This is a genomic window from Kribbella sp. NPDC050241 (genome assembly GCF_044459685.1).
Taxonomy (GTDB): domain Bacteria; phylum Actinomycetota; class Actinomycetes; order Propionibacteriales; family Kribbellaceae; genus Kribbella.
In genome coordinates, this window is record NZ_JBITJE010000013.1 from 45,731 (window position 1) to 69,237 (window position 23,507).

Here is a 23,507-nt window from a genome sequence, read left to right on the forward strand (position 1 = left end):
GCGTGAGGCTCTTCGGTGACGACCAGCGGATCGGACTCGGCGGTGCGCCGCTGGGCAACCTGCTGGGCGAGGTGCACGACGCCGACGCGGTCGCGACCGTGAACGCGGCCTGGGACGAGGGGTGGCGGTACTTCGACACCGCTCCGCACTACGGTCTCGGGCTGGCCGAGGAACGGCTCGGGGTCGGCCTGCGGGGCAAGCCGCGGGACGAGTTCGTACTGTCGAGCAAGGTCGGCCGGATCATCTACGAGGCCGAGGACGCGGCGACCGACGACGAAGGGTTCGAGGTCAGCTCGAAGCGGCGGCGGCGCTGGGACTTCTCCCGCGACGGTGTGCTGCGGAGCATCGAGGACTCGCTGCGCCGGATCGGCACCGACCGGCTGGACGTCGTGTTCGTACACGACCCGGACGACCACTACGAGGAGGCCGTCGCGACCGCCTTCCCGACGCTGGTCGAGCTCCGCGACCAGGGCGTGATCGGCGCGATCGGGTCCGGCATGAACCAGACCGCGATGCTGACCCGGTTCGTCCAGGAGATCGACATCGACGCGATCATGCTGGCCGGCCGCTACTCCCTGATCGACCCCGACGGCCTGGACGACGTACTGCCGGCCTGTCTCGAGCACGACGTACAGGTAGTTGCCGTGGGCATCTTCAACTCCGGTCTGCTGTCCCAGCCCCGCCCGGCGCCCGGTGCCACCTTCAACTACGAGCCGGCCGCCGCATCCCTGGTGGACAAGGCGAATCGCCTGGCTGACGTCTGCGAGGCCCACAACACCACCCTGCCTGCCGCGGCTCTCGCCTTTCCTCTCTTCCACCCGGCAGTAGCCGGCATCGCCGTTGGCTGCCGCACCCCGGAGGAGGTCCACACCAACGCGACGCTGGCCCGGACCGAGGTCCCCAACGCACTCTGGTCCGACCTGAAGTCCGAAGGCCTCCTCCGCCAAGACGCCCCCACGCCGTAGCGCTTGGACACCATCTGGTGGGCTTGAACAGGTTGTGCCTTGTCCGAGCCCACCAGTTCCTGTTCAAGGGCTCCGTTGCGGGTCAGGCCGGGTGCCAGGTCACCCGTAGGTCGTCGCGGCGGCCTATTTGTTCGATGCGTTGGGTGACGTGGGCGCTTGCGTCGTTCAGGTGAGTGGGGTCATCTGCTTCCAGCCGCAACAGCAGGCGGTCATCCTCGGCTCGGATCAGCCAGGTGACTCCGTTGAGGTCGACCAGTAGCTGTTCCGGGTCGTCCGCGAGCAGGCGCATGCCGCCTGGCTGGTGGGTGAAGTGGCTGCTGAGTTGCTCTACGTAGCGGGCTGCTCGCGTGGTGGTGACGTGCGCTTCCAGGACTGTCATCGAGGTCACTCCCTTTTTTCGATACATAGTGTCTCGTACGACGACAGATTGTCCAGATAGAGTGTGGCTGTGCCGAAACTGTGGGACGACAGCATCGAGGCGCATCGGCGTGCGGTGCGGGACGCGACGCTCGATGCCGCGGCGGCATTGGTCGCAGAGCGTGGGCCGGCCGGCGTGACGATGTCGGAGGTGGCGAAGCGGACCGGGCTCGGACGGGCGACGCTGTACAAGTACTTCCCGGACGTGGAGGCGATCCTGGTCGCCTGGCATGAACGGCAGGTGGGGAACCATCTGGCGCAACTCGTCGCCATCGACCCACCGACAGGGCGACTGGAGGCGGTGCTCGAAGCCTACGCACTGATCTGCCACGAGCACCCGGCAACCGAGCCCGCCGCCTCACTCCACCGAGCCGAACACGTCAAACAAGCACGGCAGCGGCTCGTCGACTACTTGGCGGAGGTGCTGGCCGAATCCGAGGTCCGCAACGACGTCCCGCCGAAGGAGCTGGCGACGTACTGTGTTCATGCGCTGGCCGCGGCAGGCGCCATACCGTCGAAAGCTGCGGTACGACGTCTGGTCGCGGTGACGCTGGCCGGGTTACGCGGCGAGCCGTCGGGGTGAGAGGTCGAGGCGGCGGAGTAGTTGGGCGTTGAGGGCCACGACGATGGTGGAGATGGACATCAGGATGGCGCCTACGGCCGGCGAGACGAGGATGCCTGCGAACGCCAGTACGCCGGCAGCCAACGGGACCGTGATGACGTTGTAGCCCGTGGCCCAGGCCAGGTTCTGCCACATCTTGCGGTAGCTGGCCTTCGAGAGAGTGATCACGGACAGGACGGCTCTGGGGTCATCGGCGGCCAGGACCACGCCGGCGGATTCGATCGCGACGTCGGTGCCGGCGCCGATGGCGATGCCGACCTCGGCGCGAGCCAGGGCGGGCGCGTCGTTCACGCCGTCGCCGACCATCGCGACCTTGAGCCCACGAGCCTGTAGTTCGGCGACCTTGGCGTCCTTGTCCTGCGGGAGGACCTCGGCGAAGACCTCGTCGATCCCGAGTTCCCTGGCCACCGCGTCAGCGACCTGGTGCGCGTCGCCGGTGATCATCGCGACCTTCACACCGCGCCGGTGCAGCGCATCGACGGCCTGGCGAGATTCCTCGCGAACCTCGTCCTCCAACGCGATCGCTCCGAGCACCCGCCCGTCGCGAACCACGTGCAGCACCGCGGCCCCACGCCCCTTCCACGCCGCGACATCCGCCTCCAGCTCAGCCGGCTCAGGTACGCCGTACTCCCGCAGGAACGCCGGACCGCCGACGGCGACCTCCGCGCCGTTCACAACCGCCTGGACACCGCGCCCGGTGAGCGACCGGAACTCCGACGCGACCGCGGCGCGGCCGCGACCAGCCGGGACCCGGTCGGAATGCGCCCGGACGATCGCCTTCGCCAGCGGGTGCTCGCTGTCCGCCTCGACCGCGGCCGCCAGCTCCAGCAACTCCTCGTCGGATACGGATCCGGCCGCGGCCACCCCGGTCACGGCCGGCTCGCCTTTCGTCAGCGTGCCGGTCTTGTCGAACAGGACCACATCGATCGTCCGCATCCGCTCCAGCGCCAACCGATCCTTCACCAGTACGCCGGCCTTCGCGGCGCGCTCGGTGGAGATCGCGATCACCAGCGGAATCGCCAGCCCCAGCGCGTGCGGGCAGGCGATCACCAGTACGGTCACGGTCCGCGTCACGGCTTCGTCGACCTCGCCGAGCAACGTCCACACCACGAACGTGATCAGCCCGGCGATCGACGCGAAGTAGAAGAGGAACGCCGCAGCCCGATCGGCCAGCGCCTGCGCGCGAGACGACGACGCTTGCGCCTCAGCGACCAGCCGTTGGATGCCGGCCAGTGCCGTGTCATCCCCGACAGCGGTGATCTCGACCCGCAGAGCGCTGTCGGTGGCAACGGTCCCCGCGACCACCGAGTCGCCGACCGCACGGGCAACCGGCCGCGATTCGCCGGTGATCATCGACTCATCGACCTCGGCCTGCCCTTCGACCACAGTGCCGTCCGCAGGCACGCGCCCGCCCGACCGCACCAGTACGACGTCACCCTCACGCAGGTCGTGCAGCATCACCTCGACCACACCGTCGTCGGTCACCTTCTCGGCCGAGTCGGGCAGCAGGGCGGCCAGTGCGTCAAGCGCACCGGACGCGGCGCCGAGCGCCCGCATCTCCAGCCAGTGACCGAGGAGCATGATCACGATCAGCAGCGCGAGCTCCCACCAGAAGTCCAGGTCGAACCCGCCGATCTCCAAGGTCGTCACCCACGACGCGACGAACGCGACCGTGATCGCCATCGAGATCAGCAGCATCATCCCGGGCCGGCGGGACTTCAGTTCGCTCCATCCGCCGGTCAGGAACGGACGGCCGCCGTACACGAAGATCACCGTGCCGAGGACCGGCGCGATCAGCTCGGAGCCGGGGAAGTCCGGCCGGGTGTAGCCGAGCAGGTCGGCGAACATCTCGCTGAAGAACACCACCGGCACGGCCAGCGCCAGGCTGATCCAGAACCTGTCCTTGAACTGCGCCGCATGATCCCCATGCCCGGTATGACCTGAATGCCCGGCGTGATCCGCAGGCTCAACGTGCGCGCCGTGCTCGTGCTCCTCCATACCCCGAAGGTACCCCCTAGGGGTATGAAACCACTAGAGGGGGTCGATGTCGGTCAGGGTCTCCGGGGTGAGCTCGAGCCAGCGGGTGATGCCGATCTCGCGCAGGAACGGCACATCGTGGCTCGCGATGATCAGCGCACCGCTGTACGACGAGAGCGCGCCCTTGAGCTGGGCAACGCTGGCCAGATCGAGGCTGTTGGTCGGCTCGTCGAGCATCAGCAACTGCGGCGGAGGCTCGGCCAGCAGCAGTGCGGCCAGCGTGGCCCGGAAGCGTTCACCACCGGACAACGTGCTGACCAGCTGATCGGCAGCCCGGCCACGGAAGAGGAAGCGCGCCAGCCGCGACCGGCGTTCCTGGTTCTCCGTGCTCGATGCCAGCAGCGCCAGGTTGTCCACGATCGACAGGTCGTCGCGGAGCAGGTCGAGCCGCTGCGGCAGGTACCGGAACGGGACGACCGGCAACGAATCACTCGTGATCGACTGCAGCAGCGTCGTCTTGCCTGCGCCGTTCGGCCCGGTCAGCGCGATCCGCTCCGGCCCACGGATCTCCAGATCCACGGTCGCGCCGGTGCGGAGCTTGTGCTCCTCCAGCCGGAGCACGACCCGCCCAGCCGGTACGGCGGTCTTCGGCAGGTCGACGCGGATCGCCTCGTCCTCGTGGACCTTCGCCTCCGCCTCGGCCACCGCCTCCTGCGCCGACTCGAGCCGCTCGGACTGCATCCCGAGATGCTTGCCCGCCGACACCTGGGCCGACCGCTTGAGCCCACCAGCGATGATCTTCGGGATCCCGCCCTGCTCGAACGCCCGCTGGCCCCGCGCCCGGCGCTGGTCCATCTTCATCCGCGCCTCGACCAGATCGCGCTTCTGCTTGCGGGCGTCGGCCTCGGCCGTCCGGAGTATCCGCTCCGCGGCGTCCTGCTCGACCGCCACCGCCTCCTCGTACGCCGTCAGGTTGCCGCCGTACCAGGTGATGTCGCCCTTGCGCAGGTCACCGATCTGGTCGACCCGGTCGAGCAGTTCGCGGTCGTGGCTGACGATCAGCAATGCACCACGGAACTGGTCGACGGCGTCGTACAGGTGCCGGCGAGCCCGCAGGTCGAGGTTGTTGGTCGGCTCGTCGAGCAGCAGTACGTCGGGACGCCGCAGCAACTCGGCGGCCAGGCCGAGCAGGATCGTCTCGCCGCCGGACAGCTCACCGACACTGCGGTCGAGGTCGATCGCGCCCAGGCCGAGCTTGCCCAGCAACGCCTCGGCGCGTTCGTCGACGTCCCACTCGTCGCCGACGATCGCGAAGTTCTCCTCCGAGGCGTCACCGGACTCGATCGCGGTGACGGCGCGGCGGATCGCGTCGATGCCGAGCGCCTGGTCGACCCGCAGACCGGTGTCGAGGGTCAGGTCCTGAGGCAGGTACCCGAGCTCGCCGGCCACCCGGATCGTGCCGCGCTGCGGCGTCAGCCGGCCCGCGATCAGGCGCAGCAGCGTCGACTTGCCGGCGCCGTTGCGGCCGACCAGGCCGGACCGCACGGGTCCGGCGACGAAGTTGAGTCCGTCGAACAGGACGTCGCCGTCCGGCCAGGCGAAGAAGAGGTCCGTACAGGTCAGGGAATTACTCATATGCGTGTACTCCGAACGAGGTCTTGGACGAGACCGCGCACCAGAACGGGCGGCGATCACCGGCTGCAGAAAAGACCTCGGAGTTACAACGCGACCCCTGACGTCGGGAATGGGACGTCCACCAGAGTAGCGGGCCGTGCTTCACCGTTTCAACCATGTTCCCGGCGCTTGCGCCAGGCAACGATCACCAGGTCGACCAGGGCGACGACCGCCAGGACCACGCAGGTGATCACCCAGCCGGCCGGTACGTCGTACGCCGCGAACAGGATCGCGGACGTGACGAACAGCGCCACGCCGAAGCACGACAGGACCAGCCGTAGCGTCAGCGCACTGCGGGGTGGCGGCGGTTCGAACGCCATACCACCGGACTACCTCAGGGCGCCTTGCGGAGCCAGGTCTCGACGCCGGCGATGTGGGCGGTCATCCAGGCGCGGGCAGCCTCGGCGTCACCGGCCTCGATCGCGTCCAGGATCGCGGCGTGCTCGGACAGCGTCCGCTCGACCGCGCCGGCCTGGGTGACACCGCGCCAGATCCGGGCCCGCTGGGTCGCTCCGGAGATTCCGTCGAGCAGCGAGCAGACAACCATGTTCCCGGTCGCCTCGGCGATGCAGCGATGGAACCTGAGGTCGTTGGCGACCAGTTCCTCCACCTCCGCGTCGGGCGTGAGGTCGCTGCACAGCAGCCGCAGCTCGGTGACCTGTTCCCGACTGATCCGGACCGCGGCCAGCGCGGCGACCCCGGGCTCGAGCAACCGCCGTACCTCGAAGAACTGCAGCACGGAGTCGTCGCGGTGCAGGTCGACCATGAAGTTCAGCGCGTCCAGCAGGTGCGACGAGTCCAGGCTGGTGACGTAGGTGCCGTCACCGTGCCGGACGTCGAGGACGTTGACCAGTGTCAACGCCTTCACCGCTTCGCGCAGCGAGTTCCGTGACAGGCCCAGCCTCGCCGCGAGGTCCGCCTCCTTCGGCAGCCGATCCCCCGGACCCAGTTCCCCCGAGGTGATCATCCCTTTGATCTTGACGATCGCCTCGTCCGTCAACGCCATCTGGTCAGTATGCCGCCCGCACCGCTCAACGACGTACCGCGACAGCGTCCACTTCGAAGCTCATCTCCGGCAGCGCGAGCGAGGCGACGCCGAGCAGGGTCTGGACCGGCGGCCGCTCCGGCCAGTACGTCGCGATCACCCGACCGAGCGCAGCGAGTTTGTCCATCGAGTGGTCGACGATGTACGTCCGCAGCTGGAAGACGTTCTCGTAGTCGAGCCCGGCGGACCGCTGTAACCGAACCCGGCCGGATCGTGGAGGCCATCGCGCACCTCTGCTTTTTCTGGATGTTTGATATCCAGAACATAGCATCCGGCTATGGGCACGACACCTGGGTATTCGGGTAAGCCGCTGGTCGCCAAGCTCGGGATCAAGGCGGAACACGCAGTGCTCCTCGACAACGCTCCGGACGGGTTCGTGATCGAGGGCGTGCCGGCGACGCGGCGGTTGGGGCGCGGGCCGTACGACGTGGTGTTCGCGTTCTGCCCGGACCGGGCCCGGCTGGCGAAGCGGCTGCCGGTGTTGCTGGCGAAGACGACGACCGCGGGGATGATCTGGATCGCATGGCCGAAGCGGTCGTCCGGCGTACCGACCGACCTGGACGAGAACGGCATTCGCGAGCTGGCGCTGCCGCTCGGCGTCGTGGACGTGAAGGTCTGTGCGGTCGACGCCACCTGGTCCGGCCTCAAGCTGGTTCGGCGGCTCAGCAACCGCTGAAGACCAGTCGTGTCGAAGTGGACTGATCCGGAGCGTGACGTTGGCCACATTCCTGCACAGTCCTGATCATCACCTGGGGCGAGTGCGCAACTGCATACAGTGGCCAGTTAGGCTGGAACCGTACACCGTGGGTCACCGTCAGAGTCGCCGGAAACCCTCCACTGCAAGGCGTCCCGGACACGGTTCGTCCGGACGGCGGAGCACCGGTCGATCAGCGTCGGCCCGGTGAGCTGAAACACCTGTCAGCACAGTGTTTCAGGCCTCGAGCGATCCAGCCGCCAAAGCCCGACCACCCGACACACTGGTCCGGTGGTCCCAGGCTGTGGAAGAGGGTCGCGTGCTATTAGCCTTGCCCTGGGGAACCACCCATAACATCAGCATTAACCACCGCGGTACCGGACCCGATCGGAAGAGGCGAACTGCCAAGTGGCCACCGAGCCATCAGACACAAATCCCCTAGCAGCCTTCGGTGCGAACGAATGGCTGGTCGACGAGCTGTACGAGAAGTACCTGCAGGACCCGAATTCGGTGGATCCGGCGTGGCTCGCCTATTTCAAGAGTGACAGCTTCAAGGCATCCCAGCCTGGTGACGCGCAGCCGGTGACGAGCACCCCGGCCGACGCTCCCCGGCCCGACGCCGTATCGGACAACAAGACTCCCGAGGCACCGAGCCGCGGCACTGCGCCGTCTGCGCCGGCTTCGAGCGCACCTGCCGCGGCCGCAGCCGCCACGCAGACCCCGGCCACGCAGGCCGCCGTACCGCAGAGCCAGCCAGCAGCGAAGCAAGCGCCGGCCACGAAAGCCGCCGCCCCGACCGGAGGCACGGTGAACCAGCCGCCCAGCGCCCAGCCCAAGGCCACTCCCGCCACCACCGCGGACACCGAGCGCCAGATCATGCGCGGCGCGCCCGCGCGGACGGCGCAGAACATGGAGACCAGCCTCCAGGTCCCGACCGCGACCAGCGTCCGGCAGGTCCCGGTCAAGCTGCTGATCGACAACCGCATCGTCATCAACAACCACCTCAAGCGGGCCCGCGGCGGCAAGGTCTCCTTCACCCACCTGATCGGCTGGGCGCTGGTGAAGGCGCTGAAGACGCTGCCGGAGATGAACGCGTCGTACGACGAGACCGACGGCAAGCCGACCCACGTCCAGCCGCAGCACATCAACCTCGGCCTGGCCATCGACATGCAGAAGCCGGACGGCACCCGGCAGCTGCTGGTGCCGTCGATCAAGGCCGCCGAGACGATGACGTTCGCCGAGTTCTGGATGGCCTACGAGGACGTCGTACGGCGGGCCCGGGACAACAAGCTCGCGCTGCCCGACTTCCAGGGCACCACGATCAGCCTGACCAACCCCGGCACCATCGGCACCCAGCACTCGGTGCCGCGGCTGATGGCCGGCCAGGGCTGCATCGTCGGCGTCGGCGCGATGGAGTACCCGCCGGAGTACCAGGGCGCGGCCGACGAGACGATGGCCAAGCTCGCGGTCAGCAAGGTGATGACGCTGACCTCGACGTACGACCACCGGATCATCCAGGGCGCCCAGTCGGGTGAGTTCCTGCGCCGGCTGCACCAGCTGCTGCTCGGCGGAGAGGGCTTCTTCGACGAGATCTTCCAGTCGCTGCGGATCCCGTACGAGCCGATCCGCTGGGCGGCCGACCTCCCGCACAGCCACGAGGAGGACGTCTCCAAGCAGGCGCGCATCCTCGAGATGATCCACGCCTACCGGGTGCGCGGCCACATCATGGCCGACACCGACCCGCTGGAGTACAAGCAGCGCAGCCACCCGGACCTGGACGTGGCCACCCACGGCCTGACCCTGTGGGACCTGGACCGCGAGTTCGCCACCGGCTCGTTCGGGGCGGCCAGCGAGCGCAAGTTCATGAAGCTGCGCGAGATCCTCGGCATCCTGCGCGACTCGTACTGCCGGACCACCGGTATCGAGTACATGCACATCCAGGACCCCGAGCAGCGCAAGTGGATCCAGGAGCGGGTCGAGCGGCCGCACACCAAGGTGCCGCGCGAGGAGCAGTTGCGGATCCTGGCCAAGCTGAACGAGGCCGAGGCGTTCGAGACCTTCCTGCAGACCAAGTACGTCGGCCAGAAGCGGTTCTCGCTGGAAGGCGGCGAGACCACCATCCCGCTGCTCGACGAGCTCTGCGAGGAGGCGGCCGGGGCCGGCCTGGACGAGGTCGTCATCGGTATGGCGCACCGTGGCCGGCTGAACGTGCTGGCCAACATCGTGGGCAAGTCCTACGGCCAGATCTTCCGCGAGTTCGACGGCAACATCGACCCGCGGACCGTGCAGGGCTCCGGTGACGTCAAGTACCACCTGGGCGCCGAGGGCGAGTTCGTCTCCGAGTTCGGCGACAAGATCAAGGTGTCGGTGGCGGCGAACCCGTCCCACCTGGAGACGGTCGACCCGGTGCTCGAGGGCATCGTCCGGGCCAAGCAGGACATCCTGGACCGCGGCGTCGCGTTCCCGGTGCTGCCGGTGCTGGTCCACGGTGACGCGGCCTTCGCCGGCCAGGGCGTGGTGGCGGAGACGCTGAACCTGTCCCAGCTGCGCGGCTACCGCACCGGCGGCACGATCCACGTGATCGTGAACAACCAGGTCGGCTTCACCACCTCGCCGGCCTCGTCCCGCTCGTCGATGTACTCCACCGACGTGGCCCGGATGGTGCAGGCGCCGATCTTCCATGTCAACGGCGACGACCCCGAGGCCTGTGTCCGGGTCGCCGACCTGGCCTTCGAGTACCGCCAGGCGTTCAACAAGGACGTCGTCATCGACCTGGTCTGCTACCGCCGCCGCGGGCACAACGAGGGCGACGACCCGAGCTTCACCCAGCCGCTGATGTACGACCTGATCGAGCAGAAGCGGTCGGTCCGCAAGCTCTACACCGAGGCCCTGATCGGCCGTGGCGACATCACGGTCGAAGAGGCCGAGCAGGCGATGCGCGACTTCCAGCAGCGGCTGGAGCGGGTGTTCGCCGAGGTCCGCGAGGCCAAGAGCCAGCCGGACACCCCAGCGCCGTACGTGACGGTGCCGGTCTACCCGGACAAGCCGGAGGGCCCGGACGCAACCGCGACAACGCCCGAGGTGCTGAAGAAGATCGCCGACGCGCACACCACGCTGCCGGAGGGCTTCACCGTGCACCCGAAGGTGCTGCCCCAGCTGCAGCGCCGGGCGACCGCGATCACCCAGGGCCCGATCGACTGGGCCAGCGCGGAGATCACCGCGTTCGGTTCGCTGCTGCTGGCCGGGCGCCCGGTGCGGCTCGCCGGTCAGGACAGCCGCCGGGGCACATTCGTGCAGCGGTTCGCCGCGATCATCGACCGGGTCAACGGCCAGGACTACGTCCCGCTGCAGAACCTGGACGAGAACCAGGCGAACTTCCACGTCTACGACTCACTGCTGAGCGAGTACGCCGCCCTTGGCTTCGAGTACGGGTACTCCGTGGCCCGGCCGGACGCGCTGACCGTGTGGGAGGCGCAGTTCGGTGACTTCGTGAACGGCGCCCAGTCGATCATCGACGAGTACATCTCCGCCGGTGAGGCGAAGTGGGGCCAGAAGTCGGGTGTCGTGCTGCTGCTGCCGCACGGGTACGAAGGCCAGGGCCCGGACCACTCGTCGGCCCGGGTCGAGCGCTTCCTCCAGCTGTGTGCCGAGAACGCGATGACGGTCGCTCAGCCGTCGACGCCGGCGTCGTACTTCCACCTGCTCCGCCGGCACACGCTCGGCGAGGAGCACAACCCGATGATCGTCTTCACGCCGAAGCAGTTGCTGCGGCGCAAGGAGGCGGTGTCGCAGCCGGAGGAGCTCACCCACGGCACCTTCCGGCCGATCATCAGCGACGCCGAGGCGGAGGCCACCGCGGGCACGGTCGACCGGATCGTGCTGGCGTCCGGACGGATCGTCTACGACCTGCTGGCCGAGCGGAAGAAGGCGGAGCCGGACAAGATCAGCACCGCGGTCATCCGGGTCGAGCAGCTCTACCCGCTGCCGAGCGACGAGATCGTCGCGGAGCTGGCGAAGTACCCGAACGCGACCGAGATCCGCTGGGTCCAGGACGAGCCCGCGAACCAGGGCCCGTGGCCGTTCATGGCGCTGAACCTGACCGAGCACCTGGGCGGCAAGCCGTTCTACCGGGTGTCCCGGCCGGCCATGTCGGCGACCTCGGTGGGCTCGATGGGTGCGCACCAGGCCGAGCAGTCCACGCTGCTGAAGCAGGCCTTCAGCTGACGTGTACTTCACCGACCGAGGGATCGAGGAACTCGAGGGCCGGCGTGGCGAGGAAGACGTCACGCTGGCCTGGGTGGCCGAGCGGCTACGCGAGTTCGTCGACCTGAACCCCGAGTTCGAGACCCCGATCGAGCGGTTCGCCACCTGGCTGGCCCGCCTCGACGACGAGGACGACTGAGCCTCACGCTGTTCTAGAGTGAGCGAGTGCCCCTCGCTGAGCAGCCCGTACGCCGGGTGGCCGCGGCGGAGGGCGTTCGTCCGTCCGGGCCTTGGCCGCACACGATTCCCGCAGTACGGCAACTGCTGACCGACGGTCTCGACCTGGATCCCGGTGTCACCTTCCTCGTCGGCGAGAACGGCACTGGCAAGTCCACTCTGGTCGAGGCGATCGCGGTCGCCTACGGCCTGTCCCCCGAGGGCGGCTCCACCGGAGCCCGGCTGACCACGCGGACGACCGAGTCACCACTGGCGGACGAACTCCTGTTGACCCGGGGCGTCGGCGGCAAGCGGGCCGGCTTCTTCCTGCGCGCCGAGACCATGCACGGGTTCTACACCTACCTCGAGGACAACCCTCGCCCCTCAGGCCCGGCGGACGTGGCCTTCCACGAGATGAGCCACGGCGAGAGCTTCCTGACCCTGATCAACGACCGCTTCACCCGGCGCGGGTTCTACTGCCTGGACGAACCCGAGTCGGCTCTCTCGTTCTCCAGCAGCCTCGCCGTGGTCGGCGTACTCAACCGGCTGGCCGAGTCGGGCTCGCAGGTGCTCTGTGCGACCCACTCCCCCGTGATCGCCGCTTTGCCAGGGGCAACGATCCTGGAGACCGGCGACTGGGGCATCCGGAAGACGGTCTGGGAAGACCTCGAGCTCGTGCAGAACTGGCGTGCCTACCTGCGTCACCCCGAGCAGTACTTGCGGCACGTGCTTTAGTCCGCGTGTGGCGGCCGCTAGTCCGCGTGTGGCGGGCGGGTCCGCAACGGTGGGTCGGGAGCCAGGGTGCCGTCCGGAGCGATGTGCTCGAAGATCTGGTCGACCAGGTTCAGGACGTGCGGGTCGTCGACGGTGTAGATGTGTCGGCGGCCTTCGCGGCGGGCGGTGATGATGCCGGCCAGCCGGAGCTTGCCGAGGTGCTGGCTGGCGGTGGCGATACTCACGCCCACCCGCTCGGCCAGTGTGCCCACGTCGTACTCGCCCTGAGCCGCCAATGAGACCAGATGCAGCCGCACCGGGGCGGACAGCATCGCGAAGGTGCCGGCGGCGGAGTCCAGCTGGGCCTTCGTAGGTTCGGGAAACGGTGTCGTCATCGCGCAGTCATTGTGACCGCTGAAGGGGCTGTGCGGCAGTCCGCCGGGCCGGGGTGAGGACGGTCTCACACTTTCGCAATTGCGAAAGTATCAAAACGGTGGCAGGCTGGAACCATGTTCCGAGCCCTCCGCCCTGTGCTCCTGCTGCTCGTGGTGGCGACCCCCGCGGTCGCCCTCCGGCTCACCGGCACACACCCCTCGGCCCTGCCGTCGATCTTCATCTTCGGCCTCGCCGTGGTCGCCGCGTCATTCGTACTCGCCTGGGCGGCCGAGGCCGCGGAGGTGGACATCTCGGGCGGTCTGGCGATCGCCCTGCTGGCGGTCATCGCGGTGCTCCCGGAGTACGCCGTGGACCTGTACTTCGCCCACACGGCGGGCAGCAACCCGGACTACGTGCAGTTCGCCGCCGCCAACATGACCGGCTCGAACCGGTTGCTCCTCGGCCTCGGCTGGTCCAGCGTCGTCCTCCTCAGCCTGTACGTCGCCTCGCGGCGCAGCCGGCGGTCGGTCAAGGCACTCGTGCTCGAGTCCGGGTACCGCCGCGAGCTCGGCTTCCTGGCCGTCGCCGGTCTGGTCGCCTTCGTCATCCCGGTGACCGGCGAGATCCACCTGGTGCTGGGCATCCTGTTGCTCGCGTTCTTCGCCTACTACCTGTACCGCGCCGCGATGTCGGAGCACGACGACGAGCCGGACCTGATCGGGCCGGCGGCAACGATCGGCGGGCTGCCGACGGTGCAGCGGCGGATCGCGGTGATCGGCATGTTCCTGGTCTCGGCCGGGGTGATCCTGGCCTCCGCGGAGCCGTTCGCGGACTCGCTGGTCGAGGGTGGCCACGCACTCGGGATCGATCAGTTCCTGCTGGTCCAGTGGCTGGCTCCGCTGGCCTCGGAGGCGCCGGAGTTCATCGTCGCGCTGCTCTTCGCCTGGCGCGGCAAGGGCGCGGCCGCGCTCGGCCTGCTGATCTCGGCCAAGGTGAACCAGTGGACGCTGCTGATCGGCAGCCTCCCGATCGCCTACGGCATCGGCGGTGGACCGATGGCGCTGCACCTGGACGGACGGCAGATCGAGGAGTTCCTGCTCACCGCGACGCAGACGCTGCTCGGAATCGCTGTACTGCTGAGCCTGCGCTTCCCCCGCTGGGCGGCCTGGACGCTGCTGGGTCTGTTCGCGATCCAGTTCGCCGTACCGGGTCAGACCGGGCGGTATGTGATCAGCGGGATCTACCTGGTGCTCGCGATCGTGGCGGCCGTGCGCAACCGGCAGTACCTCATCGCAACGTTGACCTCGCCGTTCCGTAAGACGGACAAGCCCGCCAACGCCGAGCGCGCCGACGAGCTCGTCGAGGTCTGATCCGTCCCCGTCTCGTGGGTCAGCCCACGAGACCGCGGGTTGGCCCACCGCGTGCGACTCGCCAACCCACACTCTGGTGGGTCAACCCACGAGACCGGGGAGCGAGGCGGGCGAGCGGTGGGTCAGCCCACGAGACCGCGGGTTGGCCCACCGCGTGCGACTCGCCAACCCACACTCTGATAGGTCGACCCATCAGACCGGGGAGGGAGGCGGGCGAGCGGTGGGTCAGCCCACGAGACCGCGGGTTGGCCCACCGCGTGCGACTCGCCAACCCACACTCTGATAGGTCAACCCACCAGACCGGGGAGCGAGGCGGGCGAGCGGGGGGTCAGCCCACGAGACCGCGGGTTGACCCACCGCGTGCGACTCGCCAACCCACACTCTGGTGGGTCAACCCATCAGACCGGGGAGGGAGGCGGGCGAGCGGGGGGTCAGCCCACGAGACCGCGGGTTGGCCCACCGCGTGCGACTCGCCAACCCGCGCTCTGGTGGGTGGACCCATCAGACGGGGAGGGAGGCGGGTGGGCGGGGTCAGCTGGCTTGCTGTTCTTCGGCCTCGACCAGGGCGCCGCGGCGGCGTTCCTGGGGGCCGGGCTTGCCGCGGCGGCGGCCGGAGAGGAACTTCTCGCCGGCCGCGGTGCCGGTGAACTTGGTCCTGCGGGCCCATTCACGGCATTCGTCGATCACCGGGCACGAGTTCAGGCACACGGCCTGGGCCCGGCGCTGCTCCCAGTGCGTGGCGGACTCGTCGTACGCCGGCGCCTGGCCGACGCACGCGGCCCGGGTCATCCAGCGGTCGGCGGGGTCGGCGATCACCGTCAAGGTCGGCCTCATGGGCCCTCCTGGTCCCTCATCGATCGGGCGGATCGACCCGCGGGGGTTTCCCGCGGTAGGACCAGAGTGCGCCCGCCTCATTGCCCCATTGCGACGCGCATGTTTCAGCCGTGCAACGTCAGCGCCGGACCATCCGGATCTCCCAGAGGCCGAAGAACGGATCGTGCTTGCGGGCGCCGTCCTCGACGAAGTCGTTGCGCTGGTAGAACGTCCGGGCCCGCCGGTTGTCCTCGAACACCCACAGGCTCGCCGGATCCTTGCCAATGGCAATCTCCAGCAGCCGGGCACCGAGCCCGGTCCCCCACCACTTCTGGCGGGTGTAGATGGCCTGCAGCTCGAGCGGAGTCGGGGCGTCGTCGTCCCGGTTGGGCCCGCCCGACGCGAAACCGACCACGCGGTCCTCGACTCCGGCCGCGGGATCCGGGTTCAGCGCGAGCCAGCGCACCCATCCGTTCTTGGCGGCGGTCGCCCAACGCTCGATCCGGCGGTCGATGTCGCTGGTCCGTTCGAGCAACTGGTCGGCCGGGACCAGATCGGCGTACGCCTCCCGCCAGCAGAGCAAGTGACACCAGGCCGCGGCCTCGGAGTCCTCGACGGTGGCGCGGCGGATGAGAGGTTGCACCTAGACAGTGAAGACGATCTTGCCGAAGACGTCACCTTCATTGAGTTTGGTGAAACCCTTGCGGGCGTCGGCCAGCGGCAGGATCGAGTCGATGTGCGGCGAGATGCCGGCGTTCGCCATGAACTGGAGCAGCTCGGCCAGCTCGGTCCGGGTGCCCATCGTCGAACCCTGGACCCTGAGCTGCAGGAAGAAGATCCGGTTCAGCTCGGCCGACTTCGGCGCCTGGCCGCTGGTCGCGCCGGAGATGACCATCGTGCCGCCCTGCTTGAGCGACTTCAGCGAGTGCGACCAGGTCGCCTGCCCGACCGTCTCCATCACCGCGTCCACCCGCTCCGGCAGCCGCGCACCGGACTCGAACGCGCCGTGCGCGCCGATCTCGAGCGCCTTCGCCCGCTTCCCGTCGTCCCGGCTGGTCGCCCAGACCCGGATCCCCGCCGCCCGCGCCAGCGTGATCAGCGCGGTCGCGACACCACCGCCGGCACCCTGCACCAGCACGGTGTCACCCGGCTTCAGACCCGACTGGGTGAACAGCATCCGGTACGCCGTCAGCCACGCGGTCGGCAGGCACGCCGCCTGCTCGAAGCTCAGCCCGGCCGGCTTCGGTACGACGTTGCGAGCCGGTACGGCGACCTTCTCCGCGAGCGTTCCCTGGTAGCGCTCACTGAGCAGCGACCGCTTCGGGTCGAGCGTCTCGTCACCCTTCCATGCCGGGTCGGAGATCACCGCGTGCACGACGACCTCGTTGCCGTCCGGGTCGATCCCGGCCGCGTCACAGCCGAGGATCATCGGGAGGTTCTGCTCGGCCAGTCCGACGCCCTTGAGCGACCACAGATCGTGGTGGTTGAGCGCGGTCGCCCGGACGTCGATCGTCACCCAGCCCTCGGGCACCGTCGGGTCAGGGCACTCCCCCACCTCCAAAGCGGCGATCGGGTCGTCGGCGTCGAACTTTGCGGCGTAGGCAGCAAGCATGCGTACCACCCTAGCCAGTGGTTCAGTCGGAGTCAGTTACCGAATTCACCGTCGGAGTGGAGAGCACGCCGTCGAGCAGGCGACGGGATTCCTCGAGTGCGGTGATCGAGGCGGTGATCCGGTCGCGCTCCTGGTGCAGCTGGTCGATGAGCACCTCGCACCTCGGCTCCAGCTTCGCCGTGACACACGGCAACACCTGCGAGATCGTCGCCGTCGACAACCCGGCCGCCAGCAAGGTCCGGATCCTGGCCACCACGTCGACGTCGCTCTCGGCGTACTCGCGATACCCGCTCGCCAGCCGCTGCGGCCTCAGCAGCCCTTGGTGCTCGTAGTACCGGAGCAACCGCTCACTGACCCCGGTCCGCGCCACCATTTCGCCCATCCGCACCCCGTCGCCACCTCCACGACTCGACCCTCACATGCGTGTCGGAGTTTAACCTGCCTCCGGATCGGCAATAAGGGCCATGACCGTAATCCCCTGAGGAGACCCGATGCTACGCGCACTGGTGGTCGCGGGTGTGACCGCCGCCTTGCTGACCGGACAGACCACGACCGCCCCGGCCGCCCCGACCGCACAGGTCACCGGCGCCTACCTTCAGATCACTGCCGACGGCGTCGCCACCGACCCAGGTTTCGAGGGTGCGTCGCATGCGCACGCCGCGCTGGCCGCGATGTACGACGTCACCGGCGACCCGCGGCAGCGCCAGACCGCCGACGAGCTGCTCGACTACATCCTGGGGCGAAAGCCGGGCCAGATGAGCACGGACCTCGCTCTGCAGTTCCTGCGAAGCCCGTACCTCCAGAGCGATCCGCGGTTGCGCGCCAACCTGGAGACCTTCGTGACCGCGCTCCTCGACCTGTACGCCACGCAGCCCGACAAGGTGCTGCGTACCGGCGACATCCGCACATTGACGGGACGCGCTGAGCTTCTGGTCGACTACGCCGAGTACCTCGAGCACCGGCACGGCGACCCGTCGCGGATCCGGTCCGCCGACACCGCGGCCCGAGCGATGCTGGACCGGGTCGCCGCGCTGCAGTACACCCGCGAAGAGGCCGTCACGTCGTTCCACAACGACCGGTACGTCGGCGCCTTCCCGCACTTCGTCGCCGGTGACGACGGCAACATGGGCACCTGGGATGTCGAGCACTGGGCGCCGTCGATGCTGTCACTGGACCAGTACGCCGCGGTCCGCGCACTCGCTACCGGCTACGGCCGGTTCCACACTGCCACCTACAACGACGCCGCCGCGTCCGGCACCCGTCACCTGCTCGGCACGACCCAGATCGATCCGAGCCTGATCTACGCCGGCGCTCCCGCGGGCTTCCCGTTGGACGGAGCGACGTACGTGATCGGCGAGGAGACCGGCGAGCAGCCCTACCTGATCACCTACGGCTGGTCCCCGAACGCGATCGCCCAGCTGGGTACGGCGTTGAAGGCGGTCCGGGACAACCGGGTCAAGGTGCCGGACTCGGCTGCCTGGCTGGCGTCGTACTGGCGTGGCGCTCCTCCGCGCAGCGTGCTCGCACCGGGACAGTTCTGGCACGGGCTGGACGCGAAGATCGAGTACACGCACCGGTTCATCGAGGCCACCCAGCTCGCGGTTCCCGCCGACTTCCCCTGGCTCGGCCTGGACCGCACCACGTTCCCCGGCACGGGTGACGACGACATCCGCCGAGGCGGTTGGTACGACGGTTCCGGCCGCGGCACCATGTCCGCGGTCTACTCCCGACTGGCAATGACCGGTTACATCCAGTCCGGCGGCCACGACATCCCCATGCTCAACCAAGCCGCCCAGTGGTGGGACCGCATGATCGTCCGCAGTTGATAGCGGGTTATGTCACCGCTGGCCGGAAACTATCCCGCCAGCGGTGACATAACCCGACAGCGACCAGTCAGGGGCGGGCGACTCCGTCGGTTTCGGCGGCTGCCGCTACCGCGGCGGCGACGGCCGGGGCGACGCGGGGGTCGAAGGGCGACGGGATGATGTAGTCGGGGCGCAGGTCCTCGGTCGCGATGAGGTTCGCCAGTGCTTCGGCGGCGGCGAGCTTCATGCCCTCGGTGATGCGGGACGCGTTCGCGTCGAAGGCGCCGCGGAAGATGCCGGGGAACGCGAGCACGTTGTTGATCTGGTTCGGGAAGTCCGAGCGGCCGGTCGCGACCACGGCGGCGTGCCGGTGGGCGATGTCCGGGTGCACCTCGGGGTTCGGGTTCGCCAGCGCGAAGATCATCGACCCCGGTGCCATCCGGGCGATCGCTTCCTCGGGCACAGTCCCGCCGGAGACGCCGAGGAACACGTCGGCACCGTCGAGCGCGTCCACCAGGCGGCCGGAGAGCCCACCGGTGTTGGTGTCGCGGGCCAGCGACAGCTTCACCGGGTTCAGGTCGGCGCGATCCTCGTGCAGCACACCCTTGCTGTCGACGACGGCCAAGTCGCCAACCCCCGCCTGCAAAAGGATTCGCGCACACGCGACCCCGGCCGCACCCGCACCGGAGATGACCACGCGGATGTCACTGATCGACTTGTCCGTGACCCGGAGCGCGTTCCGCAGCGCGGCCAGTACGACGACCGCCGTACCGTGCTGGTCGTCGTGGAAGACCGGGATGTCCAGGCGCTCCTTCAGCCGGCGCTCGATCTCGAAGCACCGCGGCGCGGAGATGTCCTCCAGGTTGATGCCGCCGAACGTCGGAGCCAGCCGGACCACCGTCTCGACGAACTCGTCCACGTCGGTGCAGTCGAGCGCGATCGGCACCGAGTCGACGCCGCCGAACTCCTTGAACAGCAGGGCTTTGCCCTCCATCACCGGTAGCGAGGCGGCCGGCCCGATGTCGCCGAGCCCGAGTACGGCGGTGCCGTCGGTGACGACCGCGACCACGTTGGACTTCCAGGTGTAGCGCCGTACCAGCGCGGGATTCTCGGCGATCGCGGTGCAGACGCGGGCGACGCCCGGCGTGTAGGCCTTGGACAGGTCCGCGGCGTCGCGGACGTGCACGGACGAGGTGACCTCGATCTTGCCACCGCGATGCAGTTCGAAGACGGCATCACCGGCGTACGGGTCGGGAACCTCTGGTGAGAATGGCTGGGCGACCATCAGAGCCCTTTCGCAAAACGTGGGTGGAAGTGTTCGACAACAGGGGATCGCCCGTGCGCACGAGTAAACCACACGGCCTACTGGTCTGCTGTGAGGGGTCCCACATCCGGTGACGATCCAGTCTCGCTCCGAGACGAACGCCGGGCGTCGGACTGCCTGTTGTGTCAGGATGCGGTTTCCCCCCACCATGTCGAGGAGAATTCGCGATGAACATCGTCTCCACCCTCCGCAAGAGCCGCCTGACAGCCGCCGCCACCACGGTCGCCGTCCTCGCGCTCGCGCTCGCCGCCTGTGGCAGCGACGACTCGGGCGCCGGTGGATCCGAGGACAAGGCGAAGGCGGCCGGCATCACGCTGGTCAAGCCGGGCAAGTTCACTGTCTGCACACATCTGCCGTACAAGCCCTTCCAGTACAAGGACGGCAACAAGGTCGTCGGCTTCGACGTCGACCTGCTCGACCTGGTCGCGCAGGACCTCGGCCTGGAGCAGGAGGTGGTGAACATCGAGTGGGCGCAGGTCACCTCGGGCGCCGCGTTCAAGGCGAAGAAGTGCGACATGGGCATGGGCGCGATGACGATCACGCCGGAGCGGCAGGCCGCGATCAGCATCACCGACCCGTACATGGACGCCACCCAGGTGCTGATGGCCAAGAAGGACTCCGGCATCAAGGGCCTGGAGGACCTGCGCGGCAAGAACCTCGGCTCCCAGGCCGACACCACCGGCCACAAGTACGCCGACGAGAACAAGGACAAGTACGGCTACAAGGTGATCCCGTTCCCCGACTCGGCGCTGCAGGAGAACAACGTGAAGTCCGGCCGGGTCGCCGCCGCCATCAACGACAACGGCCTGCTGTACGACTTCATCAAGGACAACCCGGACATGGCCGTGGTGGCCGAGTTCGACACCGGTGAGCACTACGGCTTCGCCGCCCTCAAGGACGGCAGCGGGCCGAAGCTGGTGGAGAAGTTCAACGGCCTGCTGACCACCGCGAAGTCGGACGGCAAGTACAACGAGATCTACAAGAAGTGGTTCGGGGTGGAGCCGAAGAAGTGAGCCGACAGGAAATGAGCTCCGCCACCGAAACTGTTCAGCGGAGGGGGTTGAGCCCGCGGCAACGGGCTCGCCGCTCCCGCGGGATCCAGTACGCCGTCCTCGTCGTTCTCCTCCTGGTCGCCGCGTTCAGCGCGGACTGGGGCCAGATCGTCAGCGTCTTCTTCAAGCCGCAGTTCATCAAGGAGGCCTTCCAGAACGGGCTTCTCACCGCGCTGGTCAAGACGCTGGAGTACACCGCCGGCGCGTTCGTGATCGGTCTGGTCGGCGGCACCGTGCTGGCGCTGATGAGGCTGAGCCAGGTCGGGCCGTACCGGTGGATCGCGACCGCGTACATCGAGTTCTTCCGGGGCCTGCCGGCGATCGTGGTGTTCATCGCGTTCAGCCTGCTGCCGCTGGCGTTCGAGGGCATGACGATTCCCTGGGACCCGTACGGCGTGGTCTGGCTGGCGCTCGGGATCGTCGCGTCGGCGTACATGGCCGAGGTGATCCGGGCCGGCATCCAGGCGGTGCCAAAGGGACAGGTCGAGGCGGCCCGCTCGCTCGGTATGCCGGCCGGGCTGGCGACCCGCAAGATCGTGCTCCCCCAGGCGTTCCGGATCGTGCTGCCGCCGTTGACCAACGACCTCATCCTGCTGGTCAAGGACTCGTCGCTGGTGTTCATGATCGGTGTCGCCGCGGACGGGTACGAGCTGACCGGCTTCGGCCGCGACCTGGCCAACACCGAGGCCAACCTGACGCCGCTCGTCACGGCCGGCTTCTGCTACCTGCTGATCACGCTGCCGCTGGGCCTGCTGGTCCGCCGGCTCGAGGCCAGGACGGAGAGGACGCGCTGATGGCACCGGTGGTTGAGATCAGGGACCTGCACAAGTCGTTCGGCAGCAACCATGTCCTGCGCGGCATCGACTTCACCGTCGAGCAGGGCGAGGTCGTCTGCGTGATCGGCCCGTCCGGTTCGGGCAAGTCGACGCTTCTGCGCTGTGTGAACCTGCTGGAGAAGCCCCAGCAGGGACAGGTGTTCGTGCGTGGTGAGGACATCACCGACCCGGACTGTCACCTGGATGCCGCGCGGCAGCAGATCGGCATGGTGTTCCAGCAGTTCAACCTGTTCCCGCACCTGTCCGCGCTGGCCAACTGCACGATCGCCCAGCGGACGGTGCTGAAACGCGGCCCGGCCGAGGCAGACCGGGTCGCCCGGGCCAACCTGGAGCGGGTGGGCCTGAGCGACAAGATCGACGCCTTCCCGGCGCAACTGTCCGGCGGTCAGCAGCAGCGGGTGGCGATCGCCCGAGCGCTGTCGATGGATCCGGCGCTGATGCTGTTCGACGAGCCGACCTCGGCGCTCGACCCCGAACTCGTCGGCGACGTACTCACCGTGATGCGCAAGCTCGCGCTCGAAGGGATGACCATGCTCGTGGTCACCCACGAGATGGCCTTCGCCCGCGAGGTGGCGGACCGGGTCGCGTTCATGGACGGCGGCGTCATCGTCGAGCAGGGTCCGCCGGCGGACGTCATCGGCGACCCGAGGCAAGAGCGCACCCGGACGTTCCTGCGCCGGGTGCTCGACCCGACCCACGTCGAGCCGACCTGACCGAATTGTCACGCTGCGTGCCCGGGAGGTCGACGGGCCGCAGCGCGACAGCGGGCCAGGACTACGAATAGGTCTCCATTGGGCCCCCATCGGTGCGCCCCGGCTATCGGCCTGTGTCAAGATGCGGACACATGGCGCCGGGCCCGTCCGGCACCCAGCTTTGGAGGACTAGATGTCTGTCCTGCGTAGGACGCTCGTGTTGTCCGGCGTCCTGGTTCTCGCGGCCGCCGGATGTGGTTCTGACTCGCTCGACAACAACGGCGCCGGCAGCGCGCCGAGCAGCGCCCCGTCGAGCGCGCCGTCCAGTGGTGGACCCGACCTGAGCGGTTCACTGCCGGCCAAGATCAAGTCCGCCGGCAAGATCGTGGTCGGCGTGGACGCCAGCTACCCGCCGAACGAGTCCCTGCAGGGCGGCAAGACCGTCGTCGGGATGGACGTCGACCTGTTCAACGCGGTGGCGCAGAAGTTCGGCGTCACGGTCGAGTGGCAGCCGGCCAGCTTCGACACCATCATCACCGGTGTCCAGGGCGGCAAGTACGACGTCGGCGTCTCGTCGTTCACGATCAACGACAAGCGCAAGCAGCAGGTCAACATGGTCAGCTACTTCAACGCCGGCACCCTGTGGGCGACCGCGAAGGGCAACCCGAAGGGCATCAACGCCGACGACGCCTGCGGCAAGACCATCGCGGTCCAGAAGGGTACGACGCAGGAGCAGGACGACCTGCCGAAGCGGCAGGCCAAGTGCAAGGCCGAGGGCAAGCCGGCGATCAAGACACTGCCGCGGGACAAGCAGGACCAGTCGACCGCGGACCTGGTGTCCGGCAAGGCCGACGCGATGCTCGCCGACTCCCCGGTCGTGCTGTACGCGATCAAGCAGACCAACGGCAAACTCGAGCAGCTCGGCGACATCTACGACGCGGCGCCGTACGGCTACGTGGTTCCGAAGGCGCAGACCGAGTTCGCGGCCGCGATCGTCCAGGCACTGAAGGCGCTGCAGACCGAGGGCACCTACAAGAGCACGCTGGCCAAGTGGAACAACGACTCGGGTGCGATCAGCGACTTCGCCGTCAACCCGTGAGC

General features: G+C 68.4%; 24 protein-coding genes. 12 read left to right on the plus strand and 12 right to left on the minus strand.

Features of this window, described 5'->3' with window-relative positions; all coding sequences use genetic code 11:
- The first annotated feature begins 2 nt into the window (after positions 1-2).
- The gene (locus ACIBG5_RS37625) at positions 3-965 is read left to right on the plus strand and encodes an aldo/keto reductase (protein WP_396396551.1); all 963 of its coding nucleotides are present in this window, start codon (positions 3-5) and stop codon (positions 963-965) included.
- 82 nt (positions 966-1,047) lie between these two features.
- On the opposite strand, the gene ACIBG5_RS37630 is transcribed toward ACIBG5_RS37625, so the two are convergent.
- Positions 1,048-1,344: a DUF2218 domain-containing protein gene (locus ACIBG5_RS37630; RefSeq protein ID WP_396396553.1), complete on the minus strand. Its 297-nt coding sequence runs from the start codon at positions 1,342-1,344 to the stop codon at positions 1,048-1,050.
- A 69-nt stretch (positions 1,345-1,413) separates the two neighbouring features.
- On the opposite strand from ACIBG5_RS37630, the gene ACIBG5_RS37635 reads away from it, so the two are divergent.
- A complete protein-coding gene (locus ACIBG5_RS37635; RefSeq protein WP_396396555.1) occupies positions 1,414-1,965 on the plus strand; it encodes a TetR/AcrR family transcriptional regulator in 552 nt (183 codons plus the stop codon).
- On the opposite strand, the gene ACIBG5_RS37640 is transcribed toward ACIBG5_RS37635, so the two are convergent.
- The 5 genes from ACIBG5_RS37640 to ACIBG5_RS37660 all read right to left on the minus strand — a co-directional run bounded on the left by ACIBG5_RS37640 (position 1,942) and on the right by ACIBG5_RS37660 (position 6,827).
- Positions 1,942-4,002, minus strand: coding sequence for a copper-translocating P-type ATPase (locus ACIBG5_RS37640; protein ID WP_396396556.1), 2,061 nt, complete (start codon positions 4,000-4,002; stop codon positions 1,942-1,944). The two genes, ACIBG5_RS37635 and ACIBG5_RS37640, sit on opposite strands and share 24 nt — an antisense overlap.
- 33 nt (positions 4,003-4,035) lie before the next feature.
- Complete coding sequence (locus ACIBG5_RS37645; protein ID WP_396396557.1) at positions 4,036-5,616, minus strand: ABC-F family ATP-binding cassette domain-containing protein; 1,581 nt, start codon at positions 5,614-5,616, stop codon at positions 4,036-4,038.
- Between the two features lie 149 nt (positions 5,617-5,765).
- Complete coding sequence (locus tag ACIBG5_RS37650) at positions 5,766-5,975, minus strand: DUF6343 family protein (protein ID WP_396396559.1); 210 nt, start codon at positions 5,973-5,975, stop codon at positions 5,766-5,768.
- Between the two features lie 14 nt (positions 5,976-5,989).
- Complete coding sequence (locus ACIBG5_RS37655) at positions 5,990-6,661, minus strand: FadR/GntR family transcriptional regulator (protein WP_360444408.1); 672 nt, start codon at positions 6,659-6,661, stop codon at positions 5,990-5,992.
- Positions 6,662-6,686: 25 nt separating this feature from the next.
- Positions 6,687-6,827 carry a hypothetical protein gene (locus ACIBG5_RS37660; protein ID WP_396396560.1) on the minus strand — a complete coding sequence of 47 codons (141 nt, stop codon included), beginning with the start codon at positions 6,825-6,827 and terminating at the stop codon, positions 6,687-6,689.
- Positions 6,828-6,977: 150 nt separating this feature from the next.
- On the opposite strand from ACIBG5_RS37660, the gene ACIBG5_RS37665 reads away from it, so the two are divergent.
- From ACIBG5_RS37665 to ACIBG5_RS37680, 4 genes are all read left to right on the plus strand, one after another.
- Complete coding sequence (locus ACIBG5_RS37665) at positions 6,978-7,376, plus strand: DUF3052 domain-containing protein (RefSeq protein ID WP_396396562.1); 399 nt, start codon at positions 6,978-6,980, stop codon at positions 7,374-7,376.
- Between the two features lie 426 nt (positions 7,377-7,802).
- Positions 7,803-11,618: a multifunctional oxoglutarate decarboxylase/oxoglutarate dehydrogenase thiamine pyrophosphate-binding subunit/dihydrolipoyllysine-residue succinyltransferase subunit gene (locus tag ACIBG5_RS37670; RefSeq protein ID WP_396396564.1), complete on the plus strand. Its 3,816-nt coding sequence runs from the start codon at positions 7,803-7,805 to the stop codon at positions 11,616-11,618.
- Position 11,619: 1 nt separating this feature from the next.
- Positions 11,620-11,796 carry a DUF6104 family protein gene (locus ACIBG5_RS37675; protein ID WP_165554028.1) on the plus strand — a complete coding sequence of 59 codons (177 nt, stop codon included), beginning with the start codon at positions 11,620-11,622 and terminating at the stop codon, positions 11,794-11,796.
- 26 nt (positions 11,797-11,822) lie between these two features.
- Entirely contained in the window at positions 11,823-12,548 is a 726-nt protein-coding gene (locus tag ACIBG5_RS37680; protein ID WP_396396566.1) for an AAA family ATPase, read from the plus strand.
- A 17-nt stretch (positions 12,549-12,565) separates the two neighbouring features.
- Here ACIBG5_RS37680 and ACIBG5_RS37685 read toward each other — a convergent pair whose 3' ends face one another.
- On the minus strand, positions 12,566-12,922 hold the full coding sequence (locus ACIBG5_RS37685; RefSeq protein ID WP_360444425.1) for a metalloregulator ArsR/SmtB family transcription factor: 357 nt from the start codon (positions 12,920-12,922) through the stop codon (positions 12,566-12,568).
- 114 nt (positions 12,923-13,036) lie between these two features.
- Here ACIBG5_RS37685 and ACIBG5_RS37690 point away from each other — a divergent pair, with 114 nt between their 5' ends.
- The gene (locus ACIBG5_RS37690) at positions 13,037-14,272 is read left to right on the plus strand and encodes a sodium:proton exchanger (RefSeq protein WP_396396567.1); all 1,236 of its coding nucleotides are present in this window, start codon (positions 13,037-13,039) and stop codon (positions 14,270-14,272) included.
- Positions 14,273-14,803: 531 nt separating this feature from the next.
- On the opposite strand, the gene ACIBG5_RS37695 is transcribed toward ACIBG5_RS37690, so the two are convergent.
- The 4 genes from ACIBG5_RS37695 to ACIBG5_RS37710 all read right to left on the minus strand — a co-directional run bounded on the left by ACIBG5_RS37695 (position 14,804) and on the right by ACIBG5_RS37710 (position 17,079).
- Positions 14,804-15,106, minus strand: coding sequence for a WhiB family transcriptional regulator (locus ACIBG5_RS37695; RefSeq protein ID WP_396396568.1), 303 nt, complete (start codon positions 15,104-15,106; stop codon positions 14,804-14,806).
- A gap of 118 nt (positions 15,107-15,224) precedes the next feature.
- Positions 15,225-15,728 carry a GNAT family N-acetyltransferase gene (locus ACIBG5_RS37700; RefSeq protein ID WP_396396569.1) on the minus strand — a complete coding sequence of 168 codons (504 nt, stop codon included), beginning with the start codon at positions 15,726-15,728 and terminating at the stop codon, positions 15,225-15,227.
- The gene (locus ACIBG5_RS37705) at positions 15,729-16,697 is read right to left on the minus strand and encodes a zinc-binding dehydrogenase (protein ID WP_396396570.1); all 969 of its coding nucleotides are present in this window, start codon (positions 16,695-16,697) and stop codon (positions 15,729-15,731) included. It abuts the gene before it with no gap.
- A 22-nt stretch (positions 16,698-16,719) separates the two neighbouring features.
- Complete coding sequence (locus tag ACIBG5_RS37710; protein ID WP_396396571.1) at positions 16,720-17,079, minus strand: MerR family transcriptional regulator; 360 nt, start codon at positions 17,077-17,079, stop codon at positions 16,720-16,722.
- 109 nt (positions 17,080-17,188) lie between these two features.
- On the opposite strand from ACIBG5_RS37710, the gene ACIBG5_RS37715 reads away from it, so the two are divergent.
- Positions 17,189-18,523 carry a hypothetical protein gene (locus tag ACIBG5_RS37715; RefSeq protein WP_396396572.1) on the plus strand — a complete coding sequence of 445 codons (1,335 nt, stop codon included), beginning with the start codon at positions 17,189-17,191 and terminating at the stop codon, positions 18,521-18,523.
- A gap of 67 nt (positions 18,524-18,590) precedes the next feature.
- On the opposite strand, the gene ACIBG5_RS37720 is transcribed toward ACIBG5_RS37715, so the two are convergent.
- Complete coding sequence (locus tag ACIBG5_RS37720) at positions 18,591-19,787, minus strand: NADP-dependent malic enzyme (RefSeq protein ID WP_396396573.1); 1,197 nt, start codon at positions 19,785-19,787, stop codon at positions 18,591-18,593.
- Between the two features lie 206 nt (positions 19,788-19,993).
- On the opposite strand from ACIBG5_RS37720, the gene ACIBG5_RS37725 reads away from it, so the two are divergent.
- The 4 genes from ACIBG5_RS37725 to ACIBG5_RS37740 all read left to right on the plus strand — a co-directional run bounded on the left by ACIBG5_RS37725 (position 19,994) and on the right by ACIBG5_RS37740 (position 23,505).
- Positions 19,994-20,839 (plus strand): ABC transporter substrate-binding protein, encoded by an 846-nt coding sequence (locus tag ACIBG5_RS37725; RefSeq protein WP_396396574.1) that lies wholly within the window; start codon positions 19,994-19,996, stop codon positions 20,837-20,839.
- A 47-nt stretch (positions 20,840-20,886) separates the two neighbouring features.
- A complete protein-coding gene (locus ACIBG5_RS37730; protein ID WP_396396576.1) occupies positions 20,887-21,672 on the plus strand; it encodes an amino acid ABC transporter permease in 786 nt (261 codons plus the stop codon).
- Entirely contained in the window at positions 21,672-22,427 is a 756-nt protein-coding gene (locus ACIBG5_RS37735) for an amino acid ABC transporter ATP-binding protein (protein ID WP_396396578.1), read from the plus strand. The genes ACIBG5_RS37730 and ACIBG5_RS37735 overlap by 1 nt, the downstream gene beginning before the upstream one ends.
- A gap of 172 nt (positions 22,428-22,599) precedes the next feature.
- On the plus strand, positions 22,600-23,505 hold the full coding sequence (locus ACIBG5_RS37740; protein WP_396396580.1) for an ABC transporter substrate-binding protein: 906 nt from the start codon (positions 22,600-22,602) through the stop codon (positions 23,503-23,505).
- The last annotated feature ends 2 nt before the right edge of the window (positions 23,506-23,507 follow it).